General features: G+C 72.3%; 34 protein-coding genes. All 34 read left to right on the top strand.

Annotated elements, in window-relative coordinates:
• Window positions 1–38: 38 nt before the first annotated feature.
• The 34 genes from AB0K34_RS05100 (at window position 39) to AB0K34_RS04935 (ending at window position 16,484) form a co-directional block, all read left to right on the top strand.
• Window positions 39–413: a hypothetical protein gene (locus AB0K34_RS05100; RefSeq protein ID WP_364545733.1), complete on the top strand. Its 375-nt coding sequence runs from the start codon at window positions 39–41 to the stop codon at window positions 411–413.
• Window positions 410–826 carry a hypothetical protein gene (locus AB0K34_RS05095; RefSeq protein WP_364545731.1) on the top strand — a complete coding sequence of 139 codons (417 nt, stop codon included), beginning with the start codon at window positions 410–412 and terminating at the stop codon, window positions 824–826. Before AB0K34_RS05100 ends, AB0K34_RS05095 begins: the two co-directional genes overlap by 4 nt.
• Window positions 823–1,056: a hypothetical protein gene (locus AB0K34_RS05090; RefSeq protein ID WP_364545728.1), complete on the top strand. Its 234-nt coding sequence runs from the start codon at window positions 823–825 to the stop codon at window positions 1,054–1,056. Before AB0K34_RS05095 ends, AB0K34_RS05090 begins: the two co-directional genes overlap by 4 nt.
• On the top strand, window positions 1,053–1,241 hold the full coding sequence (locus tag AB0K34_RS05085) for a hypothetical protein (RefSeq protein WP_364545725.1): 189 nt from the start codon (window positions 1,053–1,055) through the stop codon (window positions 1,239–1,241). The genes AB0K34_RS05090 and AB0K34_RS05085 overlap by 4 nt, the downstream gene beginning before the upstream one ends.
• On the top strand, window positions 1,229–2,209 hold the full coding sequence (locus AB0K34_RS05080) for a lambda-exonuclease family protein (protein ID WP_364545722.1): 981 nt from the start codon (window positions 1,229–1,231) through the stop codon (window positions 2,207–2,209). Before AB0K34_RS05085 ends, AB0K34_RS05080 begins: the two co-directional genes overlap by 13 nt.
• Entirely contained in the window at window positions 2,206–3,108 is a 903-nt protein-coding gene (locus AB0K34_RS05075) for a recombinase RecT (protein WP_364545719.1), read from the top strand. Before AB0K34_RS05080 ends, AB0K34_RS05075 begins: the two co-directional genes overlap by 4 nt.
• Window positions 3,108–3,347 carry a hypothetical protein gene (locus tag AB0K34_RS05070; protein WP_364545716.1) on the top strand — a complete coding sequence of 80 codons (240 nt, stop codon included), beginning with the start codon at window positions 3,108–3,110 and terminating at the stop codon, window positions 3,345–3,347. Before AB0K34_RS05075 ends, AB0K34_RS05070 begins: the two co-directional genes overlap by 1 nt.
• Window positions 3,344–3,940: a hypothetical protein gene (locus AB0K34_RS05065; RefSeq protein WP_364545713.1), complete on the top strand. Its 597-nt coding sequence runs from the start codon at window positions 3,344–3,346 to the stop codon at window positions 3,938–3,940. Before AB0K34_RS05070 ends, AB0K34_RS05065 begins: the two co-directional genes overlap by 4 nt.
• Window positions 3,937–4,179, top strand: coding sequence for a hypothetical protein (locus tag AB0K34_RS05060; protein ID WP_364545711.1), 243 nt, complete (start codon window positions 3,937–3,939; stop codon window positions 4,177–4,179). The genes AB0K34_RS05065 and AB0K34_RS05060 overlap by 4 nt, the downstream gene beginning before the upstream one ends.
• Window positions 4,176–4,841: a hypothetical protein gene (locus tag AB0K34_RS05055; protein ID WP_364545708.1), complete on the top strand. Its 666-nt coding sequence runs from the start codon at window positions 4,176–4,178 to the stop codon at window positions 4,839–4,841. Before AB0K34_RS05060 ends, AB0K34_RS05055 begins: the two co-directional genes overlap by 4 nt.
• Complete coding sequence (locus AB0K34_RS05050; protein ID WP_364545705.1) at window positions 4,834–5,235, top strand: hypothetical protein; 402 nt, start codon at window positions 4,834–4,836, stop codon at window positions 5,233–5,235. Before AB0K34_RS05055 ends, AB0K34_RS05050 begins: the two co-directional genes overlap by 8 nt.
• The gene (locus AB0K34_RS05045) at window positions 5,232–5,978 is read left to right on the top strand and encodes a DNA cytosine methyltransferase (RefSeq protein WP_364545702.1); all 747 of its coding nucleotides are present in this window, start codon (window positions 5,232–5,234) and stop codon (window positions 5,976–5,978) included. Before AB0K34_RS05050 ends, AB0K34_RS05045 begins: the two co-directional genes overlap by 4 nt.
• Window positions 5,975–6,163, top strand: coding sequence for a hypothetical protein (locus AB0K34_RS05040; RefSeq protein ID WP_364545699.1), 189 nt, complete (start codon window positions 5,975–5,977; stop codon window positions 6,161–6,163). Before AB0K34_RS05045 ends, AB0K34_RS05040 begins: the two co-directional genes overlap by 4 nt.
• On the top strand, window positions 6,156–6,461 hold the full coding sequence (locus AB0K34_RS05035; RefSeq protein ID WP_364545696.1) for a hypothetical protein: 306 nt from the start codon (window positions 6,156–6,158) through the stop codon (window positions 6,459–6,461). Before AB0K34_RS05040 ends, AB0K34_RS05035 begins: the two co-directional genes overlap by 8 nt.
• Complete coding sequence (locus AB0K34_RS05030) at window positions 6,458–6,841, top strand: hypothetical protein (protein ID WP_364545693.1); 384 nt, start codon at window positions 6,458–6,460, stop codon at window positions 6,839–6,841. Before AB0K34_RS05035 ends, AB0K34_RS05030 begins: the two co-directional genes overlap by 4 nt.
• On the top strand, window positions 6,828–7,163 hold the full coding sequence (locus tag AB0K34_RS05025) for a hypothetical protein (RefSeq protein ID WP_364545690.1): 336 nt from the start codon (window positions 6,828–6,830) through the stop codon (window positions 7,161–7,163). The genes AB0K34_RS05030 and AB0K34_RS05025 overlap by 14 nt, the downstream gene beginning before the upstream one ends.
• A 184-nt stretch (window positions 7,164–7,347) precedes the next feature.
• Window positions 7,348–7,551, top strand: coding sequence for a hypothetical protein (locus AB0K34_RS05020; protein WP_364545687.1), 204 nt, complete (start codon window positions 7,348–7,350; stop codon window positions 7,549–7,551).
• Entirely contained in the window at window positions 7,552–8,379 is an 828-nt protein-coding gene (locus AB0K34_RS05015; RefSeq protein WP_364545684.1) for a hypothetical protein, read from the top strand.
• Entirely contained in the window at window positions 8,376–9,062 is a 687-nt protein-coding gene (locus AB0K34_RS05010; protein ID WP_364545682.1) for a hypothetical protein, read from the top strand. Before AB0K34_RS05015 ends, AB0K34_RS05010 begins: the two co-directional genes overlap by 4 nt.
• Window positions 9,059–9,298: a hypothetical protein gene (locus tag AB0K34_RS05005; RefSeq protein ID WP_364545679.1), complete on the top strand. Its 240-nt coding sequence runs from the start codon at window positions 9,059–9,061 to the stop codon at window positions 9,296–9,298. Before AB0K34_RS05010 ends, AB0K34_RS05005 begins: the two co-directional genes overlap by 4 nt.
• Window positions 9,298–9,543 carry a hypothetical protein gene (locus AB0K34_RS05000; protein ID WP_364545676.1) on the top strand — a complete coding sequence of 82 codons (246 nt, stop codon included), beginning with the start codon at window positions 9,298–9,300 and terminating at the stop codon, window positions 9,541–9,543. Before AB0K34_RS05005 ends, AB0K34_RS05000 begins: the two co-directional genes overlap by 1 nt.
• The gene (locus AB0K34_RS04995; RefSeq protein WP_364545673.1) at window positions 9,540–9,761 is read left to right on the top strand and encodes a hypothetical protein; all 222 of its coding nucleotides are present in this window, start codon (window positions 9,540–9,542) and stop codon (window positions 9,759–9,761) included. The genes AB0K34_RS05000 and AB0K34_RS04995 overlap by 4 nt, the downstream gene beginning before the upstream one ends.
• Window positions 9,758–9,985 (top strand): hypothetical protein, encoded by a 228-nt coding sequence (locus AB0K34_RS04990; protein WP_364545671.1) that lies wholly within the window; start codon window positions 9,758–9,760, stop codon window positions 9,983–9,985. Before AB0K34_RS04995 ends, AB0K34_RS04990 begins: the two co-directional genes overlap by 4 nt.
• The gene (locus AB0K34_RS04985) at window positions 9,982–10,242 is read left to right on the top strand and encodes a hypothetical protein (protein ID WP_364545668.1); all 261 of its coding nucleotides are present in this window, start codon (window positions 9,982–9,984) and stop codon (window positions 10,240–10,242) included. Before AB0K34_RS04990 ends, AB0K34_RS04985 begins: the two co-directional genes overlap by 4 nt.
• Window positions 10,217–10,651 carry a hypothetical protein gene (locus AB0K34_RS04980; protein WP_364545665.1) on the top strand — a complete coding sequence of 145 codons (435 nt, stop codon included), beginning with the start codon at window positions 10,217–10,219 and terminating at the stop codon, window positions 10,649–10,651. The genes AB0K34_RS04985 and AB0K34_RS04980 overlap by 26 nt, the downstream gene beginning before the upstream one ends.
• A complete protein-coding gene (locus AB0K34_RS04975; protein ID WP_364545663.1) occupies window positions 10,648–10,854 on the top strand; it encodes a hypothetical protein in 207 nt (68 codons plus the stop codon). The genes AB0K34_RS04980 and AB0K34_RS04975 overlap by 4 nt, the downstream gene beginning before the upstream one ends.
• Window positions 10,851–11,663 carry a hypothetical protein gene (locus AB0K34_RS04970; RefSeq protein WP_364545660.1) on the top strand — a complete coding sequence of 271 codons (813 nt, stop codon included), beginning with the start codon at window positions 10,851–10,853 and terminating at the stop codon, window positions 11,661–11,663. Before AB0K34_RS04975 ends, AB0K34_RS04970 begins: the two co-directional genes overlap by 4 nt.
• Window positions 11,660–12,028 (top strand): DUF6221 family protein, encoded by a 369-nt coding sequence (locus AB0K34_RS04965; RefSeq protein ID WP_364545658.1) that lies wholly within the window; start codon window positions 11,660–11,662, stop codon window positions 12,026–12,028. Before AB0K34_RS04970 ends, AB0K34_RS04965 begins: the two co-directional genes overlap by 4 nt.
• A complete protein-coding gene (locus tag AB0K34_RS04960) occupies window positions 12,025–12,189 on the top strand; it encodes a hypothetical protein (RefSeq protein ID WP_364545656.1) in 165 nt (54 codons plus the stop codon). Before AB0K34_RS04965 ends, AB0K34_RS04960 begins: the two co-directional genes overlap by 4 nt.
• A gap of 125 nt (window positions 12,190–12,314) precedes the next feature.
• Window positions 12,315–12,587 (top strand): hypothetical protein, encoded by a 273-nt coding sequence (locus AB0K34_RS04955; RefSeq protein WP_364545653.1) that lies wholly within the window; start codon window positions 12,315–12,317, stop codon window positions 12,585–12,587.
• Window positions 12,588–12,682: 95 nt separating this feature from the next.
• On the top strand, window positions 12,683–12,967 hold the full coding sequence (locus tag AB0K34_RS04950; RefSeq protein WP_364545650.1) for a hypothetical protein: 285 nt from the start codon (window positions 12,683–12,685) through the stop codon (window positions 12,965–12,967).
• Window positions 12,930–14,357, top strand: a complete 1,428-nt coding sequence (locus tag AB0K34_RS04945) for a hypothetical protein (RefSeq protein ID WP_364545647.1) — start codon at window positions 12,930–12,932, stop codon at window positions 14,355–14,357. Before AB0K34_RS04950 ends, AB0K34_RS04945 begins: the two co-directional genes overlap by 38 nt.
• Entirely contained in the window at window positions 14,354–15,796 is a 1,443-nt protein-coding gene (locus AB0K34_RS04940; protein WP_364545644.1) for a phage portal protein, read from the top strand. Before AB0K34_RS04945 ends, AB0K34_RS04940 begins: the two co-directional genes overlap by 4 nt.
• The gene (locus AB0K34_RS04935) at window positions 15,780–16,484 is read left to right on the top strand and encodes a hypothetical protein (protein WP_364545641.1); all 705 of its coding nucleotides are present in this window, start codon (window positions 15,780–15,782) and stop codon (window positions 16,482–16,484) included. The genes AB0K34_RS04940 and AB0K34_RS04935 overlap by 17 nt, the downstream gene beginning before the upstream one ends.
• Window positions 16,485–16,498 lie beyond the last annotated feature (14 nt).

Below are 16,498 nucleotides of genomic sequence, written 5' to 3'. Positions count from 1 at the left end.
GCGGAGGAAGTCCGCGAACCGATTCTAGGAGGAAGAACGTGTTGATCACATCGATCGTCGCGGTCGCCGCCGTGCTGGCCGCGCTGTGCGGTCCGGCGTCGTCGCGGCGCCCGCGTGTCGGGATCCCGTGCGCGGCGGCGCTGACGCTGGGGTCCGCGGTGGCGGCGGTGGCGACGTGGGTGTACACGGTGCCGCTGCTCGGCGCGGTCGTCGCCGTGCCGGCGCTGTGCGGCGCGGTGCTGCTGGCCGCGAACGTCCGGGGCGCGCTCCGGTCGCGGCGCAGCGCCCGGCGCACGGTCGGCCCGCTGCACGAGTGGTGGGAGGAGTGCGGCCAGTACGGCACCGACCCGGTGACGTCCGCGCAGCACCGCCACGACATCGCGGCCGACAACATCCTGGGCGGTGCCCGGTGAGCGCCGTCTACAGGCCCGGCCACCGGTACGCCGGACGCGACGGCGACATCCTGTTCGCGATCCACGGCGAGAACGGGACCGAGTTCGTCACCAGCCGGGGCACCCGCGTGGGACTGGACGAGGCGGAGCGGGTGTACGCGCCCCTCACGCCGCTCGACACGGTACCCGCCGACAAGGTGCGGGACATGGTCGCCGCGGTCCGCGACGCGCTCGACCTGCCGAGCCCGGCCGGTGACTGGGAGCCCTACGACCGGCTGATCGGGCAGCGCGCCGCGCACCTGGTCGGCGTGCTGACCGGGTTCCTCAACCCGGTGTACCCGGGGGGCCCGGACCCGGCGGTGACGGCGCGGACGATCCGCACCTACGCCGAGCTGCAGCCGGTCACCTACAAGACCCGGGACGGTGCGAAGTGAGCGCCGTGACGGAGGCGCCGGACACGCCGCGCCGCCACCTGATGACCCTCGCCCACCGGGTCCTGTCCATGCCGTGGATGACCGTCGAGGACGAACTGGCCCTCGCGTCCGTCATCGCAGACGCCGAGGCGCGGGACCGGGCGTTCACCGCCCTGTGCGACGCGCTCCGCACGCGGGACATGACCGCCGCCGAGACCGCCCTCGACCTGCTGACCGGGAGGCTCCGGTGAAGCTCCACGAGGTCCTGGACATGGTCGGCGGTGCGTTCGACGAGGAGTGGATCGACACGTCCAGCGCGCTGGAACTGCTGACCGAGCACGGCCACGTCACCCGCGAGCGTGCGCTGACGATGCTCGTCACCGCCGACCCCGGAACCGAGGCCGACCGCGACGACGATGGGACGTGGACGCCGTGAGCGCCCGCCTGGTTCTGCCGCCGGACGCGCCCCGCGAGGAGTGGCTCGCCGCCCGCCGCCTGGGGATCACCGCGTCGGAGATCGCCGTGATCCTCGGCATCAGCCCGTTCGACAGCGCTTTCAACCTCTACTACAAGAAGCGCGGCGAGATCTCCGAGGACTTCGACAACATCGAGATGTCGCTGGGCCGCCACCTGGAGCCGTGGATCGCCGACCGCTGGGCCGAGAGCCAGTCCGGATGGCTGGTCGCCCCTGGCCGCCTGTGGCAGAACACCGACCGGCTGTGGCAACTAGCGACGACCGACCGCGACCTGTACCGCCTCGAAGAGACGACCATCGGCGTGCCGCACTCCGTCCTGGAGATCAAGTCGTCCGGCACCTACGACGGGTGGGGCGAGGACGGCACCGACGAGATCCCGCCCTACTACCGGGCGCAGGTGCTGTGGCAGCTCGACACGCTCGGCCTGGAGACGGCGCACGTGACGTGCCTGTTCCTGTCGTCCCGCTCCATCCGGAACTACGTCGTGGCCTACGACGAGGCGGACGTGAAGCTGATGCGCGACGCCGCGCAGGACTTCCTGGACATGGTCGAGCAGGGCCAGGTGCCCGCGATCGACCACACGCCGGCCACCGCCCAGGCACTCAAACAGTTGTACCCGCTCGACGCGGACGCCGACGACGCCGAGGTCGATGAGGACTTGGCCTACGCCTACTCGCAGGCCGCGCTCGACCTGAAGGACGCGCAGGAGAACTACGACCTGATGGTCAACCAGGTCCGCGCCCGCATGGGCCAGGCCAAGCGCGCCGTCTGCGGCGGCCGGAAGGTCGCCACTCGCTCCGTCTACGAGCAGACCCGCGTGGACGCCAAGCGCCTGCGCACCGAGTTCCCCGACGCCTACGAGGCATGCCGCACCACCTCCACCGTCGACAAGCTCACGCCCGCACGGGCGAAGAAGGAGAAGCCGTGACCACCGTCACCCAGGCCGTCGAGCAGAAGAACACCGGCCCCGTCGCGATCATGTGGGCCAAGCGCAACCACTTCGACGCCGTCCTCCCCCAGCACGTCGATGTCGAGTCGTTCCTCGGCACCGCCGCCGGAGCGCTGTACGCCGACGCCAAGCTGATGGAGGCCGCGCAGGCGACGCCGGACTCGCTCATCACCGCGCTGATGCGGTGCGCGGCGCTCGGCCACCAGCCCGGCACCGACGAGTTCTATCTGACGCCCCGCAAGAAGAAGGGCCGTCCGCAGGTTCAGGGCATCGAGGGCTACCGGGGGATCATCGAGCGGATGTACCGCTCCGGCGCGGTCGCCAAGGTCGTCGTCCGGGAGGTGTGCGCGGCCGACCAGTTCCGCTACGTCGAGGGCGAGGACACCAAGCCCGTCCACAAGTTCGGCGGCGACGGCGTCACGGGCGCGGACTTCTTCGGCTCCAACGGCAGCCGCCAGCGCGGCGAGATGGTCGGCGTGTACGCCTACGCCGAGCTGATGACGGGCGCGGTGTCCCGCGTGGTGATCCTGTCCCGCGACGACGTCATGGCCGCCCGCGAGGCATCCGACGGCAAGGACTCCCCGTACTCGCCGTGGAACCGGATGGACGGCGGCCCGAACCACCCGGAGTTCCAGGGCCGGTCCATGTGGTGGAAGACCGCCGCCCGGCGACTGGAGCCGTGGGTGCCCACGTCGGCGGAGTACCGGCGTGAGCAGCTCCGCGCCTCCGTCGCCGCGAACGCTCCGACCAGCCGGGGACAGGTCGGCGCCGCGCCGGCGCACGCCGCGATCGAGGCGCCGGTGGACGCGGAGATCGTGGACGCGGACGCCGCCGCTGCCGAGCAGGCCGCCGCCGACGCGGAGACGGGCGGCGAGTGATGGCCCGCGAACCGAAGCCGTGCGGCACCCGCGCCGCCTACATGCGGCACCTGCGCCACGGCGAGGAGCCGTGCCGCGCCTGCAAGGACGCACAGAACGACGCCCAGAAGAGAAACCCCCGCTTGAAGGCGTACCAGCGGGCCCGCGTCCGGGCGCTCGCCCGGCTGTCCCAGCTCTACGAGACCGCGTACCGCTCCCTGATGGAGGAGGAGCTGGCGAAGGAAGAGGACTACCGATGACCGCCGAGGGTGCGCACGCCCGCGCTCGTGAGGCGCACATCCGCGCCCTGCTGCACGAGCACGCCGACCGGGTGGTGCCGGGCGGCGGCCTGCTCGAGATCCGCGCCCGCATCGCACGGCGGCCGTGGTGGCGGCGCGCCCTCGCCCACCTGACCGCAAGCAAGACCGCCGCCCCGGGTGCATCCGGGACGGCGGACCGAACGGCCGTCATCTACAGGAAGGACACGGCCATGAGTCACGACCTTATCGAGGAGGGCACCCCGCGCGGGCGGCAGATCGCCGCCGCGCTCGCCCTCGGCAAGCTGCTGGAGTCCGGCCCGGCCGAGGTGGCCGAGTGGCGGATCGACGACCTGGGGCGGCTGCACGGGCACGTCCGCCGGGCGCACTCCGACGAGCAGGCGCGGACGGCGCTGGACGCGTTCGGGGAGTTCCTCGGCGGCGGCGTCACCCCCTCGCAGGGCCGCAACAACCACGCCGAGTGGGTCCACCTGTCCGCCAGCGGGACGTACCGGGGCGTGCTGGTGAACGTGTGGACGCACGTCGGCATCCGCGCCATCGCCAGCCCGTACAGCTCGTTCGGGGGTGCGCGGTGACGGACGAGAAGAGGACCGGCGCCGATGAGCTGCTGGACCACATCGCGCAGTGCCACCCCGAGGTGACGGGGCTGATCGCCGCGCAGTCGGGATCGCTGGACGACCAGGTCGCCGAGATGGTCGCGCAGGGCTGGACCGTCGAGACCGTCGAGCTCGTTGCGGGCAAGCGGGTGCGCATCATGACGCCTCCGCCGACCAGCGAGCCCGCCGAGGACGAGCGGGACGGGGGCGCGTCGTGACTGCGCTGCTCGCCACCCCGACCCCGTACCTGCGGAACGGCCTCCGCCGCCTCGTCGCCGGACTCCGCAAGGACGCCGAGACCGTCCGCCTCAACCTCGCCCAAGCCGAGCAGGACGTCGCCGCCGCGCGCCAACTGCTCGCCGAGGCGGAGGCGCAGCACCAGCGCGCGAAGGACGCGGCGGACCGCCTCGCTGAAGAGATCGCGTTCTTCGAGGAGCAGGCCGAGCGGACGCCGCCCGCCTACGACCCGGACGCCGCGCTCGCCGCCACCGGCCTCCTGCACGAGCCCCCGGTCCCCGCCGCCGAGCTGCCCGGCATGTGGGAGGAGGCCGACTTCCGGGGCGGCGCCACCGACATGGACGACCTCGTGCCGCCCGGCGCGCCGGTGACGGACTCCCGCGCCGAGGTCGCACCCCACCTCCCCGTCGCACCGCCCGTCCCGCACGGGCGCGCCGGCGCGCCCGTCGCCACCTCCGGGCCGCTCACCACCATGCCCGACCTCGGACCGCGCCGGGAGCCGCTCGACCCGCCGCCCGGCGAAGGCACCCGCACCCACGCCAGGCCGAACGACGGCCTGATGGCCCGCGTCACCGGCGGCTGGCCCGTCGTCGGCCGCCGCAGGAAGACCGACGAGCAGGACGGAGACCAGGCCGATGGCTGACACCTACTGGGACCACCCGGCCCGCCGCGAGACCAAGCGGCTGCTCGACCTCGGCGACGCGGGCGCGATCCTCGACGAGCTGCAGAACCAGACCACCGAGTGGGACGACGCCCGCGAGGCGCTCGACCACCTCGTGCGGGGCCCCCGCACCGAATCCGAGCGGCTCCGCGCCGAGCTGGACGCACGGACGGACGAGCGCGACGACGCCATGAACGGCTGGAAGAAGGCCGAGGCCGAGCGGGACCGCCTCGCCGAGCAGGTGCAGCGCACCGAGCAGGCCGTGCACGGCTTCTTCGCCGACGCCGACCAGCGCGGCGTCCACCTCGACGGCATGACCGTGACCGAGCTGTGCGACGCCGTCATGGCTGCGATCCGCAAGGGGGCCGGCCGGTGACCGCACTGCCCCCGGCGCCGGACGGCGGCGCGGCCCCCGGCACCGGGCCCACCCCGCGGCCGCGACTCCTCGACCTGTTCTGCTGCGCCGGCGGCGCCGCGGACGGATACGCCGCGGCGGGCTTCGAGGTCGTCGGCGTCGACAAGAACCCGCAGCCCAACTACCCGTACCGGTTCATCCAGGAGAACGCGATCGGCACTCTCGCCGCCCGCGACTTCCTGGCGACGTTCGACGCGATCCACGCCAGCCCGCCCTGTCAGCGGTACACGCGCCTGCGGCACCGCTACACCGAGAACCGGCACCCGGACCTGATCGACGTCATCCGACCGGGACTCATCGCCAGCCGCCTGCCGTACGTCATCGAGAACGTCGAGGACGCCCGCGGGAGGCTCCACGACCCGGTGATGCTCTGCGGAACCATGTTCGACGGCCTGCGCGTCAGCAGGCACCGCTACTTCGAGACCTCGTTCCCGCTCACCGCGCCGCGGCCCTGCCCCGGCCGTCACCCGCTGCACTACACGCTCGACAAGCGCAAGGCCCACTACGGCCGGCTGGACGAATGGACGGCGTTCGTGTCGGTGAACGGCGGCGGGAACTGCTCGCGCGCCGCGGCGGCCGACGCCATGGGCCTTGCGCACCGCTACCTGACCAAGGGCGAGCTGAACGAGGCGATCCCGCCGGCGTACACCCGGCACATCGGCGAGGCCCTCATGGACCACCTGAGGCGGGGAGCCGCCGCGTGAGGCACACCACCACCCTCGGCCACCTCCCGCCCATCGGCGCCGTGTCCTGGTGCTGCTCGTGCGGCGCGGCCGGGGTGCTGACCTACGCGCCGTCCACCCCGCCGGAGCTGGCGGTGCGGATCATCGCGGGCCGCGCCGACAACCACCGCCGCGACGCGGCACTCAAGGAGGACCGCCGTGGCTAGAGCAGTCCACTCCGGCTACGTCGACGGCCGTTCCCGCGCCGGGCAGGTCCGCCGCCTCCACGTCATCCGCGAGGACGGGCCCCGCCCCGGCAAGACCGCCATGTGCGGCCAGGCCGCGTACCCCGTCACCAACGCCACGCCCGTCGTCCTGGACCCGATGCCGCTCCAGCCGCCGGACGGGCTGGCGTGGTGCCCGCACTGCCTCGGCCGCCTCGCCGAGCGCCTCGATGCCCTGTGGTGGCTCGGCGAGCAACTCGCGCGCCGCACCGCCGAACGCGACCCCCAGGAGGACCGTTGACCGTCCGGACCTTCACCGTCCAACTCCCCGCCGGGATGGAACTGCTGAACGCCAACCGGCGCATCCACTGGCGCCGCCGCGCCGAGATCACCAAGGCGATCCGGGAGGCCGCCTATCTGCTCGCCTGCGGGTCCGTGCCGCGACTGCAACGCGCGCAGATCACCGTCGAGTACCGGCCGCCGGACCGGCGCCGCCGCGACGTCCACAACCTCTACCCGTCCGCGAAGGCGGCCGTGGACGGGCTCGTGGACGCCCGCATCCTCCCCGACGACTCCGACCGGTACCTGATCGGCCCCGACATGCGGTGCGGCGACGTCGAGCCCGCGGGCCGGCTCGTCCTGCACATCACCGAACTGGAGACCCCCCTTGGCGACAACTGAGCAGATCGCCGCCGCCGCCCACACGGTGAAGCCCACCACGGGCGACGGGTTCGTGGACCGCAAGGCGAGGCACATCCTCGGCGGCGCCTATCACCCCTCCCCGAGCGAGGAGCGCAGCGCCGCCCGCCTCCTCGCCCGTGAGGCCCCCGACCTCGCGGCACGCCTGCTGCTGCCCACCGTCACCCAGGACGCCGCCTCGCCCCTCATCGGCCTGATCGCACGCGGCGACCTCACCGGGGCGCGGGCGTGGATCGGGGAGCGGGACGCCGCCGGCCTGTCCGCCGTCCGGGCCGCGCTCGCCCACCGCAGGAGGGACCGGTGAACTTTCTGTTGTCCACAGGCGTGCATGGCTGTGACCAGCGGGGACGGCTAAAAAATCTTCGTTGTCCACAGGCGTACACACCCTCGATCCACGATCTGTGGACTCTCCATCCACACGTCATCCACAGGTCTGTCCACAGGCCGAGTTGTGCAAGAGGAATGGCGGCGAGCAGGCTGGAGGAAAGGTGAACCGGGCCGATATCTCGCGGGCGAACTTCGCCCTTGCGAGAGCGGCCCGAACCGAGATCGCCAACGAGCGATACGAGCGTTACAAGCAACTCCGCGGGGGCGGCTACACCATCCAGGAAGCTGCCTGGGAACTGAAAATCACACGCAGGCACGCGGACCGTTACGAGGCCCGCCGGAAGAACGAGAATGGAGTCACCTGAATGACGTGGTTCAAGGTGGACGACTCGTTCCACTCCCACCCCAAGGTGCTGGCCGCCGAGCCCGCGGCACTGGGTCTGTGGGTGGTCGCCGGCACGTGGTCGGCCGCGAACCTCACGGATGGGTTCGTGCCCGAACATGTGCTCCCGCGACTGCTGCCGGACTCGGGCGAGCTGGCCGAGTCGCTGGTCACGTGCGGGTTGTGGAGGCGAGCGAAGGGCGGCTACCGGTTCCACGACTGGGGCGACTACAACCCGCACAGCAGCGACGTGAAACGCGAGCGCGATGCAGCCCGAGAACGCATGAGAATCCTGCGGGCAAAACGCAAGGGCACAGGTCAGCCCCCGAAACGTTCGGGCGAACAACCCCCGAACGTTCGGGCGAAGTTCGTAACCCCGACCCGTCCCGACCCGACCCGTAGTTCTTCTTACGAAGAACTACAAGACGCCCCCCCGGCTTCGCCGGGACCCCCCAAGGGGTCCAAGACCGACCGGGGCCACCCCCTCCCCGACGACTTCACCGTCACCGAGGCCATGGCCGCATGGGCGCGCGAAAAGGCACCGCTCTGCGGAATCGACGACCACGAAGCGTTCTGCGACTACTGGCGGGCCGTCCCCGGCGCGAGAGGCCGAAAACTCGACTGGGAAAAGACCTGGCGGAATTGGATGCGGAAAGAACAGGAACGCCGCGCGGCGCCCGGCCGAAACGGCGCCGTTTCGCCCCGCCGCTCCACCACCGACGAACGCGTCGCCCAGGCCCAGGCCCTCAAAGCCGAACTCGGCCTCACCAACGAACCCCAGCTCAACCTGATCCGAGGAGAACTGGCATGACCCCCGAGCAGGTCGTCGACCTCCTGACCCTCATCGCCGCCCGCGACCGCCGCACCCTCGGCAAGGCCGACGTCACCGTCTGGGCGTTCGACATCGGCGACCTCGACTACGACGACGCCTGTCAGGCCGTCGCCGACCACTTCCGCGAGGACCCCGACACGTGGCTGATGGCCGGGCACGTCCGCAAGCGCGTCAAGGCCATCCGCGAGGCCCGCATCGGCCCCGCCGGCCCCGGCCTGTCACCGATCCCGCCGCCCGCCGACCCCGACGACCCGCAGGCGTACATGGCCGCCCTGCGCGCGCAGCAGGCCCGCATCGCCTCCGGCGCCGAGCAGGTGCCCGCCATCGAGGCCGGAGACGACATCGGCGGCTACGAGTCCAACCAGCACGTCCAGAAGATCCTCGCCGACTACCGCAAGGCCCAGGACGCCGCCGCCCGCCGCAAGGCCCAGGAGGCCGACTGGGAGCGGCAGCAGGTCCGCGCCTACATCGGCGCCGTCGAGCAGCTCCTCGCCCAGCCCGACCGCGGCAAGAAGGCCCTGGAGGCCGCCCGGCACGAGCTGTACTCCGACGAGCAGGCCGCCCAGGGCTACCCGCTGCTCGCCGCGACCGCCGGGGTCATGGACGAGCACAAGGTCACCATCCGCGCCGCCTGGCTCATCGCCGACGGAGCCGTGGCATGACCGCCCCGGCCCCGGAGGACGTGCACGCGGCCGGCGTGCTCGCCCGGCACCTCACCGGCCGCCTCGCCGCAGGGATCGACCCCGACCACGTGGGAGCCGCGCTCGTCGCCCTGCTGCGCCAGCACGGGTGGCGGCCCATCCCCCGGCCCCCGCAGATCACCGGGGACGCGCGCGGCGACCCGCCCAACACCGAGTTCCTCGCCGCCCGGCAAGCCCTCGACCACAAGGAGCCCTGATGACCTACACCCGAACCCACACCTTCATCACGTTCGCGAACCCGTACCTCACCTGCGAACAGTGCGGCGCGTGGGTGAAGCGCTGGCACAGCAACGACCAGTGCGGATGCACCGCCGCCTCATGGAACGACCCGTGCGGCTGCGAGCACGCGGGCACGACGAGCGCATGCCCGTCCTGGGGCCCCGACGACGGGTGCCAGTGCGCCCAGGTGCTGGGCCGCGTGAACCACGGGGAGCCCAGATGACCGCTCAGATCTGCCAAGGCGGATGGGCCAGGACCCCATGCCGCAACGAAGCCGCCCATCAGGCGAAGGCGGGCTGCGAGCACGAGCACGTCGTCGACGTGGCGCTCTGCGACGAGTGCCTAGGACGCCTGAACGACCGCATGTACTGCTGCCACGCCTGCGTCACCGAGCATGACCACGTCTGCATGCTGCTCGGCCGCGTAGAGGCACCGGCATGAGCCGCCCTGGGCCCGCCGCCACCGTGCAGCCGCCGCCGCCGCTGGGGCCGCCGACCGGGGAGCCGCACGACCGGTCCGGCACCCGCTACCTCGACCCCGACCGGCCCGGCACCGGCCACCCCGCCCCGCTGTGGCTGATCGCCGAGTCCGCCGTCCTCGCCTCCCTCGCCACGGCGGGCGGGGACCTCACCGCACACCAAGCCGTCCACGGAGGAACCCGATGAGCGCATCCATCTGCGTGCCCTGCGGCAGGGAGTTCTCCTCCCTGTCCGCGTTCGACGCCCACCAGCGATGGGACTACACCCAGCCGCCCGGACGGCAGGTCTCCTGCTATGACCCCGCCGCCCTCCGCGACCGCGACGGCGAGCCCCGCTTCAAGGTCAACCGGTTCGGGCGGTGGGCGCACGCCGCCGCCAAGCCCCCGGCAGCGTTCAACAGTCGAAAGGAGAGCGCCCGTGAGCCCCGCACCCGCACACGGTGACGGCCCCACGGGCCCCAGCACCCCCACGGGCCGCACAGAGCCCGCCGCCGACACGTCGGGCGGGTCGGCGTGCGGGCGCTCGAAGGGATTCCGCGACGATCTGAAATGGGCGCGGTCCGAACTGGCCAAGGCCGACGCTGAGAACCGTGCGGCAGGCGAGCGCGCCGAGCAGGCCAAGCGGGAGCGCGACACCGCCCGCGAAGCCCTCAACGCCGCCGCGATCGTCATCGCGTCACTCCGCGACCAGCGCGACCAGGCCCGCGACGCCATCGCCGCCGAACGCCGGCGCAGGCTCGCCGCCGAAGCCGCCGTCCGCCGTGGACGGGAGGTCGCCCGCAACCGCATCGCCGTCCCCGCCGACGTCCTCCTCGACGCCCTCACCATCGAGCAGCCCAAGGAGACCCCGTGATCGACGAGCCTCAACTCTGCAAGCGCGGCGACGGTCAGCCCGTCAGCGTCCGCCGCATCGTGCTCATCGGACCCGACGGCACCGACCGCAAGCGGTGCGGCCCCTACTGCGACCCCTGCACCGACGCGCTGCTGCGCAACCTCACGCCGACCTTCACCGGCGGAGGTGCCACCTACCGCATCGACCGCGAGGAGACCCGTTGAGCCGCGTGCCCTGCCCCATCGACGGTTGCGACCTGCCCGCCCGCTCCGGTCTCATGTGCGGGGCGTGCCAGGCCGAGCTGAGCCGCGCCCTCGACGGCGTGCCGGAGGTTCTCGGCGACCTCGACGTCACCCTGTCCCGGCAGGTGTCCCGCATGGGGCGCGGCGGAGGCGGCAACTCCACCCCGCTGCCGTACGACAGGCGCGCGTCCGAGGCCGGGTACGTCCTGCGCTCCACCCTCGTCGGCTGGGTCCGCGTGCTGCAGGAGGCACAGCCGGAGGAGTGGCCGGACGACACGGCGCAGGCCATGGCCCGGTGGCTCTCAGCGCGCCTTGAGCGGCTCGTGAGGCACCCGGCGGCCGGAGAGGCGCACGGGGAGATCGTGACGGCCGTGAGGGCCGCACAGCGCGTCACCGACCGGCCCGCTGAGAGGCAGTTCGCCGGCCGGTGCGCGTGCGGGGCCGCCCTCTACGCCAAGCCCGGCGCGTCCCGCGTGCAGTGCCGCGACTGCGACGGGGACGCGGTGGACGTGCAGACCCAGCGGGACACCATGCTCGGCGCCATCGCCGACCAGCTCCTGCCCGCCGTCCAGGCCGCCGACGTCCTCACCCGGCTCGCCGCGCCGCTCCCCGCCGACACCGTCCGGCACTGGGCGCGCAAGGGGCGGCTCATCGAGCACGGGAAGGACGCCGCCGGGCACCCGCTGTACCGGGTCAGCGACGTGCGGGACCTGCTCGTGGAGAAGCTCGCGCGGGAAGCGCAGGCCAAGGCCAAGCGGGAGACCAAGGAACGCGAGAGGATGAGCGCATGACGCTGGTGGAGTTCCTCAATGCCCGGCTCGACGAGGACGAGCAGACGGCGCGTGAGGCGGGGAACCGGCGGTGGCTGATCGAGGACAACACGATCAGCCTGTGGCCCGAGAACGAGCACGACGGGTTCATGACCTGGCCGACACGGTCGGACGCGCGGCACGCCGTCCACTGGCAGCCTGAGCGGGTGCTGGCCGAGGTCGAGGCCAAGCGGCGGATCGTGGACGAGCACGGGCCGAACGAGTACGGGCTATGTGACGTGTGCGTCCTGAACGACGATGCACGGCGGGCGCCATGCCCCACGCTCCGTCTGCTCGCCCTGCCGTACGCCGACCACCCCGACTACGACGAGAGCTGGAGACCATGAGCATCCTGCACATCGCCATCACCGAGAGCGCCGACGAGGAGACCCGGCGGCGCGCGTGCGAGGCGCTCAAGGCTGCGGGCATCGAGGTCTACCGGGCATGGATCGAGCGCACGCCGTTCGATGGCTGGGAGGACGAGGAGACCGTCCGACCCGAGGCATAGGGTTCGCCGGTTCGGCAAGGCGACTTGCCAAACACGGGGGCATCGCGTCACCATGTGATCCACTGAGACGTTCTGTCGGAGGGCCCGGATAGCATGCCGGGCCCTTTCGCATGTCGGAGGTGGCCATGCCCGAGAAGCGAGGCAGAGACCACCGCGCCTACCGCGCCAAGACCGCCAAGCTCCGCAAGAAGGCAGACACCTGCTGGATCTGCGGCGAATGGATCGACCGGGACCTCGACTACAGGCACCCCATGAGCTGGACCTACGACCACGAGCAGCCCCTCAGTAAAGGCGGCAAGCTCCTCGGCCCCGGCAAAGCCGCACACCGGTCCTGCAACGCCAAGCGCGGCAACCGCACCGCCGAACCGCCCCGGCTCCCCACCTCCCGGGACTGGTGACCCAGGGGGGTGCCCCCCACCCCCGGCCTGGTCAGTCCACTCGGCATAGCGGCCGATATCCCCCCGACCTTGCCATCCGCACCCTGGGAGGGCCTGTGAGCGAGCTTGGCGGGCTGTCCGAGGCCGCTGCTACCGGGTCCCGGCTGACCGCGCTTCGGGCGCTCAGGGACCGCCTCGCGGCCGAGATCGACGCCGGCCCAATGCCGCGCGACCTCGCCGCGCTGTCCCGTCAGCTGACCGACGTCCTCGCGCAGATCGAGGCGCTAGCGCCGCCGGAGCAGAAGGGGACGCCGCTCGATGAGCTCGCCAACCGCCGCGCCGGCCGGGGTGCAACAGCCCCGCGTGCGGGTCGCGCCGCGGGTCAAGCGCAGCGACGCTGACGACGCCGAGTTCCTCGCCGCGTCCTACGGCCTGGTGCCGGACGAGTGGCAGCGGCTGGTGCTGGAGGACTGGCTGGCGGTGCGCCCGGATGGCCGGTGGGCGTCGCTGACGTGCGGGCTGGCGGTGCCGCGGCAGAACGGCAAGAACGCCCTGCTGGAGATCCGCGAGCTGTACGGGATGGTCGTGCTCGGCGAGCGGTTCCTGCACACGGCGCACGAGGTGAAGACGGCCCGGAAGGCGTTCCTGCGCATCGCCGGGTTCTTCGACAATCCGCGGCGCTGGCCGGAGCTGGCGGAGCTGGTGAAGGAGATCCGCCGCACCAACGGTCAGGAAGCCGTGGTCCTGCAGAACGGCGGCAGCGTGGAGTTCGTCGCCCGGAGCAAGGGCAGCGGCCGCGGGTTCACCGTGGACACGCTGGTGATGGACGAGGCGCAGGAGCTCGGCGACGACGCGCTCGAAGCGCTCATGCCGACGACTTCGGCGTCACCTCTGGGCAACCCGCAGTGGATCTTCACGGGGACGCCGCCGGGGCCGACGGCCAACGGCGAGGTGTTCACTCGCACGCGCGCGGAGGCGCTGGAACGCAAGGGCGGCCGGCTGTGCTGGCACGAATGGTCCGCCGAGGGCGAGACCGATCTCGACGATCGGCGCGTCTGGGCGGCGACGAATCCGAGCCTGGGCATCCGCCTGCAGTGGGACGTCCTGGAGGGCGAGCGGTCCCGGTTCTCCGACGAGGGGTTCGGACGCGAGCGGCTCGGCATGTGGGACGAGGCCAGCACCTTCCGGGTGATCGACGCGCAGACGTGGGGCCGGTGTGCCGACTCCGTGTCGCAGGTCGTCTCTGAGATCGCGCTCGCGGTGGACACGACCCCCGATCAGTCGGTGACGAGCATCGCCATCGCGGGCCACCGTGTGGACGGGCTCCCGCACGTAGAGGTGATCGAGAACCGACGCGGCCCGCTGGACTGGGTCGTGCCTCGACTGGTCGAGCTTGTGGCGCGTCACCGGCCGCGGGCGCTGGTGATCGACGAGTACTCGCCCGCGATGGTGCTGGCCGACGACCTGAAGAAGGCGAAGATCGTGGTCACCGTCACCAGGACGCGGGACATGGTCGCGGCGTGCGGGCAGATGTACTCCGGCGTGATGTCCGAACGGATCCGGCACATCGATCAGCCGCTGCTGAACGCGTCGCTGAGCGTGGCGCGGAAGCGGGCGGTCGGGGACGGCGGCGGGTGGGCGTGGCACCGCCGGGACGTGGAGGACGACATCACGCCGCTGGTGTCGGCGACGCTGGCGCTGTGGGGCGTCGGTGCGGACAAGAGCAAGGTCAAGCGACCCAAGCGCAGGTCGGGCCGTGGCACCGGTGACCGGAGGGGGGTGATGCTGTGATCGAGCAGATCACCCTGCCGGACGTGGACGACGAGGACAACGCCGTCCTGCACCGGCTGCTGACGCAGATGGAGGCGAAGGCGGACCGCAACCGGCTGCGCGCCGCCTACTACGACATGAGGCGCCTGGTGGGGCGCACCGAATCGGTGATCCCGCCGCAGTACTACCGGCTCGGGATCGTGCTCGGCTGGTCGGGCAAGGCCGTCGACATCCTGAACCGCCGCTGCAACCTCGACGGGTTCGTCTGGCCCGACGGCGACCTGGACTCGCTGGGCTGGCGCGAGGTGTGGGAGGGCAACAACCTGCGGTCCGAGGTGTCGCAGGGGACCGTCTCGTCGCTGATCCACTCGACGGCGTTCATCGTCAACACCCAGGGCGGGGACGGCGAGCCTGACGGGCTTATCCACTTCCGGGACGCGCGGAACGCGACCGGCGAATGGAACGCCCGCACGCGCCGCCTCGACAACTTCCTGTCGGTGACGGCCCGAGACGACGACGGCCGGCCGTCGGCGCTGACGCTGTACCTGGACGGCCGCACGATCACCGCCGAGAAGGACTCCTCCGGCTGGACGGTCGACGAGCAGAAGCACGACTGGCACGTCCCCGCCGAACCGCTGCCGTACCGGCCGCGCCTCGACCGCCCGTTCGGATCGTCGCGCATCAGCCGCGAGGTCATGGGCTTGCAGGATCAGGGGACGCGGGCGCTGATCCGCCTTGAGGCGCACTCCGACATCTACGCGATCCCGGACCTGTGGATGCTCGGCGCCGACCAGAGCATTTTCAAGAACGCCGACGGGTCGCTGAAGGCTTCATGGCAGGTCGTGATGGGCCGCATCAAGGGGATCCCTGACGACGAGGACGCGGAGCATCCGCGCGCCGACGTCAAGCAGTTCCCCGCCGCGTCGCCCGAGCCGCACCTCGCGAGCCTGAACGCGTACGCGAAGATGTTCGCGAGGGCGACGAGCCTGCCGGACACGGCGGTCGCGATCACCGACCTGTCGAACCCGACGAGCGCGGAAGCCTACGACGCGTCCCAGCATGAGCTGATCGCGGAGGCGGAGGGCGCCACGGACGACTGGTCGCCGTACCTGCGGCGGGCGGTGGTGCGGGCGCTGGCCATGGCCAACGGGGTCAAGGCCGCCGACATCCCGCCGGAGTGGGCGACGATCGCGCCGCGTTGGCGCGACCCGCGTTACCTGTCGCGGGCGGCGCAGGCCGACGCCGGGATGAAGCAACTCAGCGCGATCCCGTGGCTGGCCGACACCGAGGTCGGGCTGGAGCTCCTCGGCTTGGACGAGCAGCAGATCGCGCGGGCGCTCGCGGACAAGCGGCGCTCTGGGGCGCAGGAGCGTCTGACCGCGCTGGCTGCGGCGGCGCAGGCGGCCCGGCAGAACCCGGCCGTGACCCAGCTGGGCGAGCGGCGTGCCGACGGCGGCTGAGGTCGCCGCCTACGCGGCGCAGCAGGACGACGTGGTCGCGCTCGCGCATGCGGACCTTGTCCGCTGGTGGGCGGAGCTGGACACCTCCGACGGCCGCACCGCAGCCGCCGCACTGGAGGCGTTCATGGCGGACCTGGTGGCCGCGTACGGGAGCGTGGCCGCGAGTCTGGCCGCCGACTTCTACGACGACCTGCGCGAGCAGGCCGACGCGCCGAGGCGGTTCCGCGCCCACGTGGCGGACCCTGTCCCGGCCGAGCAGGTCGGGGCTGCGGCACGGTGGGCGGCCGGCCCGATGTTCGGCGGTGACGGCCCGAACGCGGCGCTGGAACATGCGGCCGGTGCGGTGCAGCGGCTCGTTCAGCAGCCGGGCCGGGAAACGATCGAGCTGAACACGCGCCGCGATCCTGCCCGCCCCGGGTGGGCGCGGGTGCCGCGCGGCAAGGGCTGCGCGTTCTGCCGGATGCTCGCCGGGCGCGGCGCCGTGTACTCCTCGGCGCGGGCGGCGGGCGACATGCGCGCCTTCCACGACCACTGCAAATGCTCGGCGGTCCCGGTGTGGCGGGGGCAAGGCCTCCCTTACGACGCGGACGCGCTGGAGCGCGAGTACCTGCGGGCGCGCGAGAACGCCGGCGGCGGCAGCCCGAAGGCCGTGCTGGCGCAGATGCGCGAAGACCTCGGCGTCCGCTGAAGACTTCCCCGCCC

The organism is Actinomadura sp. NPDC049382 (assembly GCF_040677125.1).
GTDB classification, from domain to species: domain Bacteria; phylum Actinomycetota; class Actinomycetes; order Streptosporangiales; family Streptosporangiaceae; genus Spirillospora; species Spirillospora geliboluensis.
This window is presented reverse-complemented; position numbering and strand designations above follow the sequence as displayed.

What these genes read in the sequence shown, in the direction of transcription:
- AB0K34_RS04955 (WP_364545653.1), top strand. Translation starts at nt 12,315, where the DNA reads ATGCCCGAGAAGCGAGGCAGAGACCACCGCGCCTACCGCGCCAAGACC.
- AB0K34_RS05070 (WP_364545716.1), top strand. Translation starts at nt 3,108, where the DNA reads ATGGCCCGCGAACCGAAGCCGTGCGGCACCCGCGCCGCCTACATGCGG.
- AB0K34_RS05050 (WP_364545705.1), top strand. Translation starts at nt 4,834, where the DNA reads ATGGCTGACACCTACTGGGACCACCCGGCCCGCCGCGAGACCAAGCGG.
- AB0K34_RS04990 (WP_364545671.1), top strand. Translation starts at nt 9,758, where the DNA reads ATGAGCCGCCCTGGGCCCGCCGCCACCGTGCAGCCGCCGCCGCCGCTG.
- AB0K34_RS04995 (WP_364545673.1), top strand. Translation starts at nt 9,540, where the DNA reads ATGACCGCTCAGATCTGCCAAGGCGGATGGGCCAGGACCCCATGCCGC.
- AB0K34_RS04960 (WP_364545656.1), top strand. Translation starts at nt 12,025, where the DNA reads ATGAGCATCCTGCACATCGCCATCACCGAGAGCGCCGACGAGGAGACC.
- AB0K34_RS05010 (WP_364545682.1), top strand. Translation starts at nt 8,376, where the DNA reads ATGACCCCCGAGCAGGTCGTCGACCTCCTGACCCTCATCGCCGCCCGC.
- AB0K34_RS04985 (WP_364545668.1), top strand. Translation starts at nt 9,982, where the DNA reads ATGAGCGCATCCATCTGCGTGCCCTGCGGCAGGGAGTTCTCCTCCCTG.
- AB0K34_RS05005 (WP_364545679.1), top strand. Translation starts at nt 9,059, where the DNA reads ATGACCGCCCCGGCCCCGGAGGACGTGCACGCGGCCGGCGTGCTCGCC.
- AB0K34_RS05000 (WP_364545676.1), top strand. Translation starts at nt 9,298, where the DNA reads ATGACCTACACCCGAACCCACACCTTCATCACGTTCGCGAACCCGTAC.
- AB0K34_RS04965 (WP_364545658.1), top strand. Translation starts at nt 11,660, where the DNA reads ATGACGCTGGTGGAGTTCCTCAATGCCCGGCTCGACGAGGACGAGCAG.
- AB0K34_RS05065 (WP_364545713.1), top strand. Translation starts at nt 3,344, where the DNA reads ATGACCGCCGAGGGTGCGCACGCCCGCGCTCGTGAGGCGCACATCCGC.
- AB0K34_RS05015 (WP_364545684.1), top strand. Translation starts at nt 7,552, where the DNA reads ATGACGTGGTTCAAGGTGGACGACTCGTTCCACTCCCACCCCAAGGTG.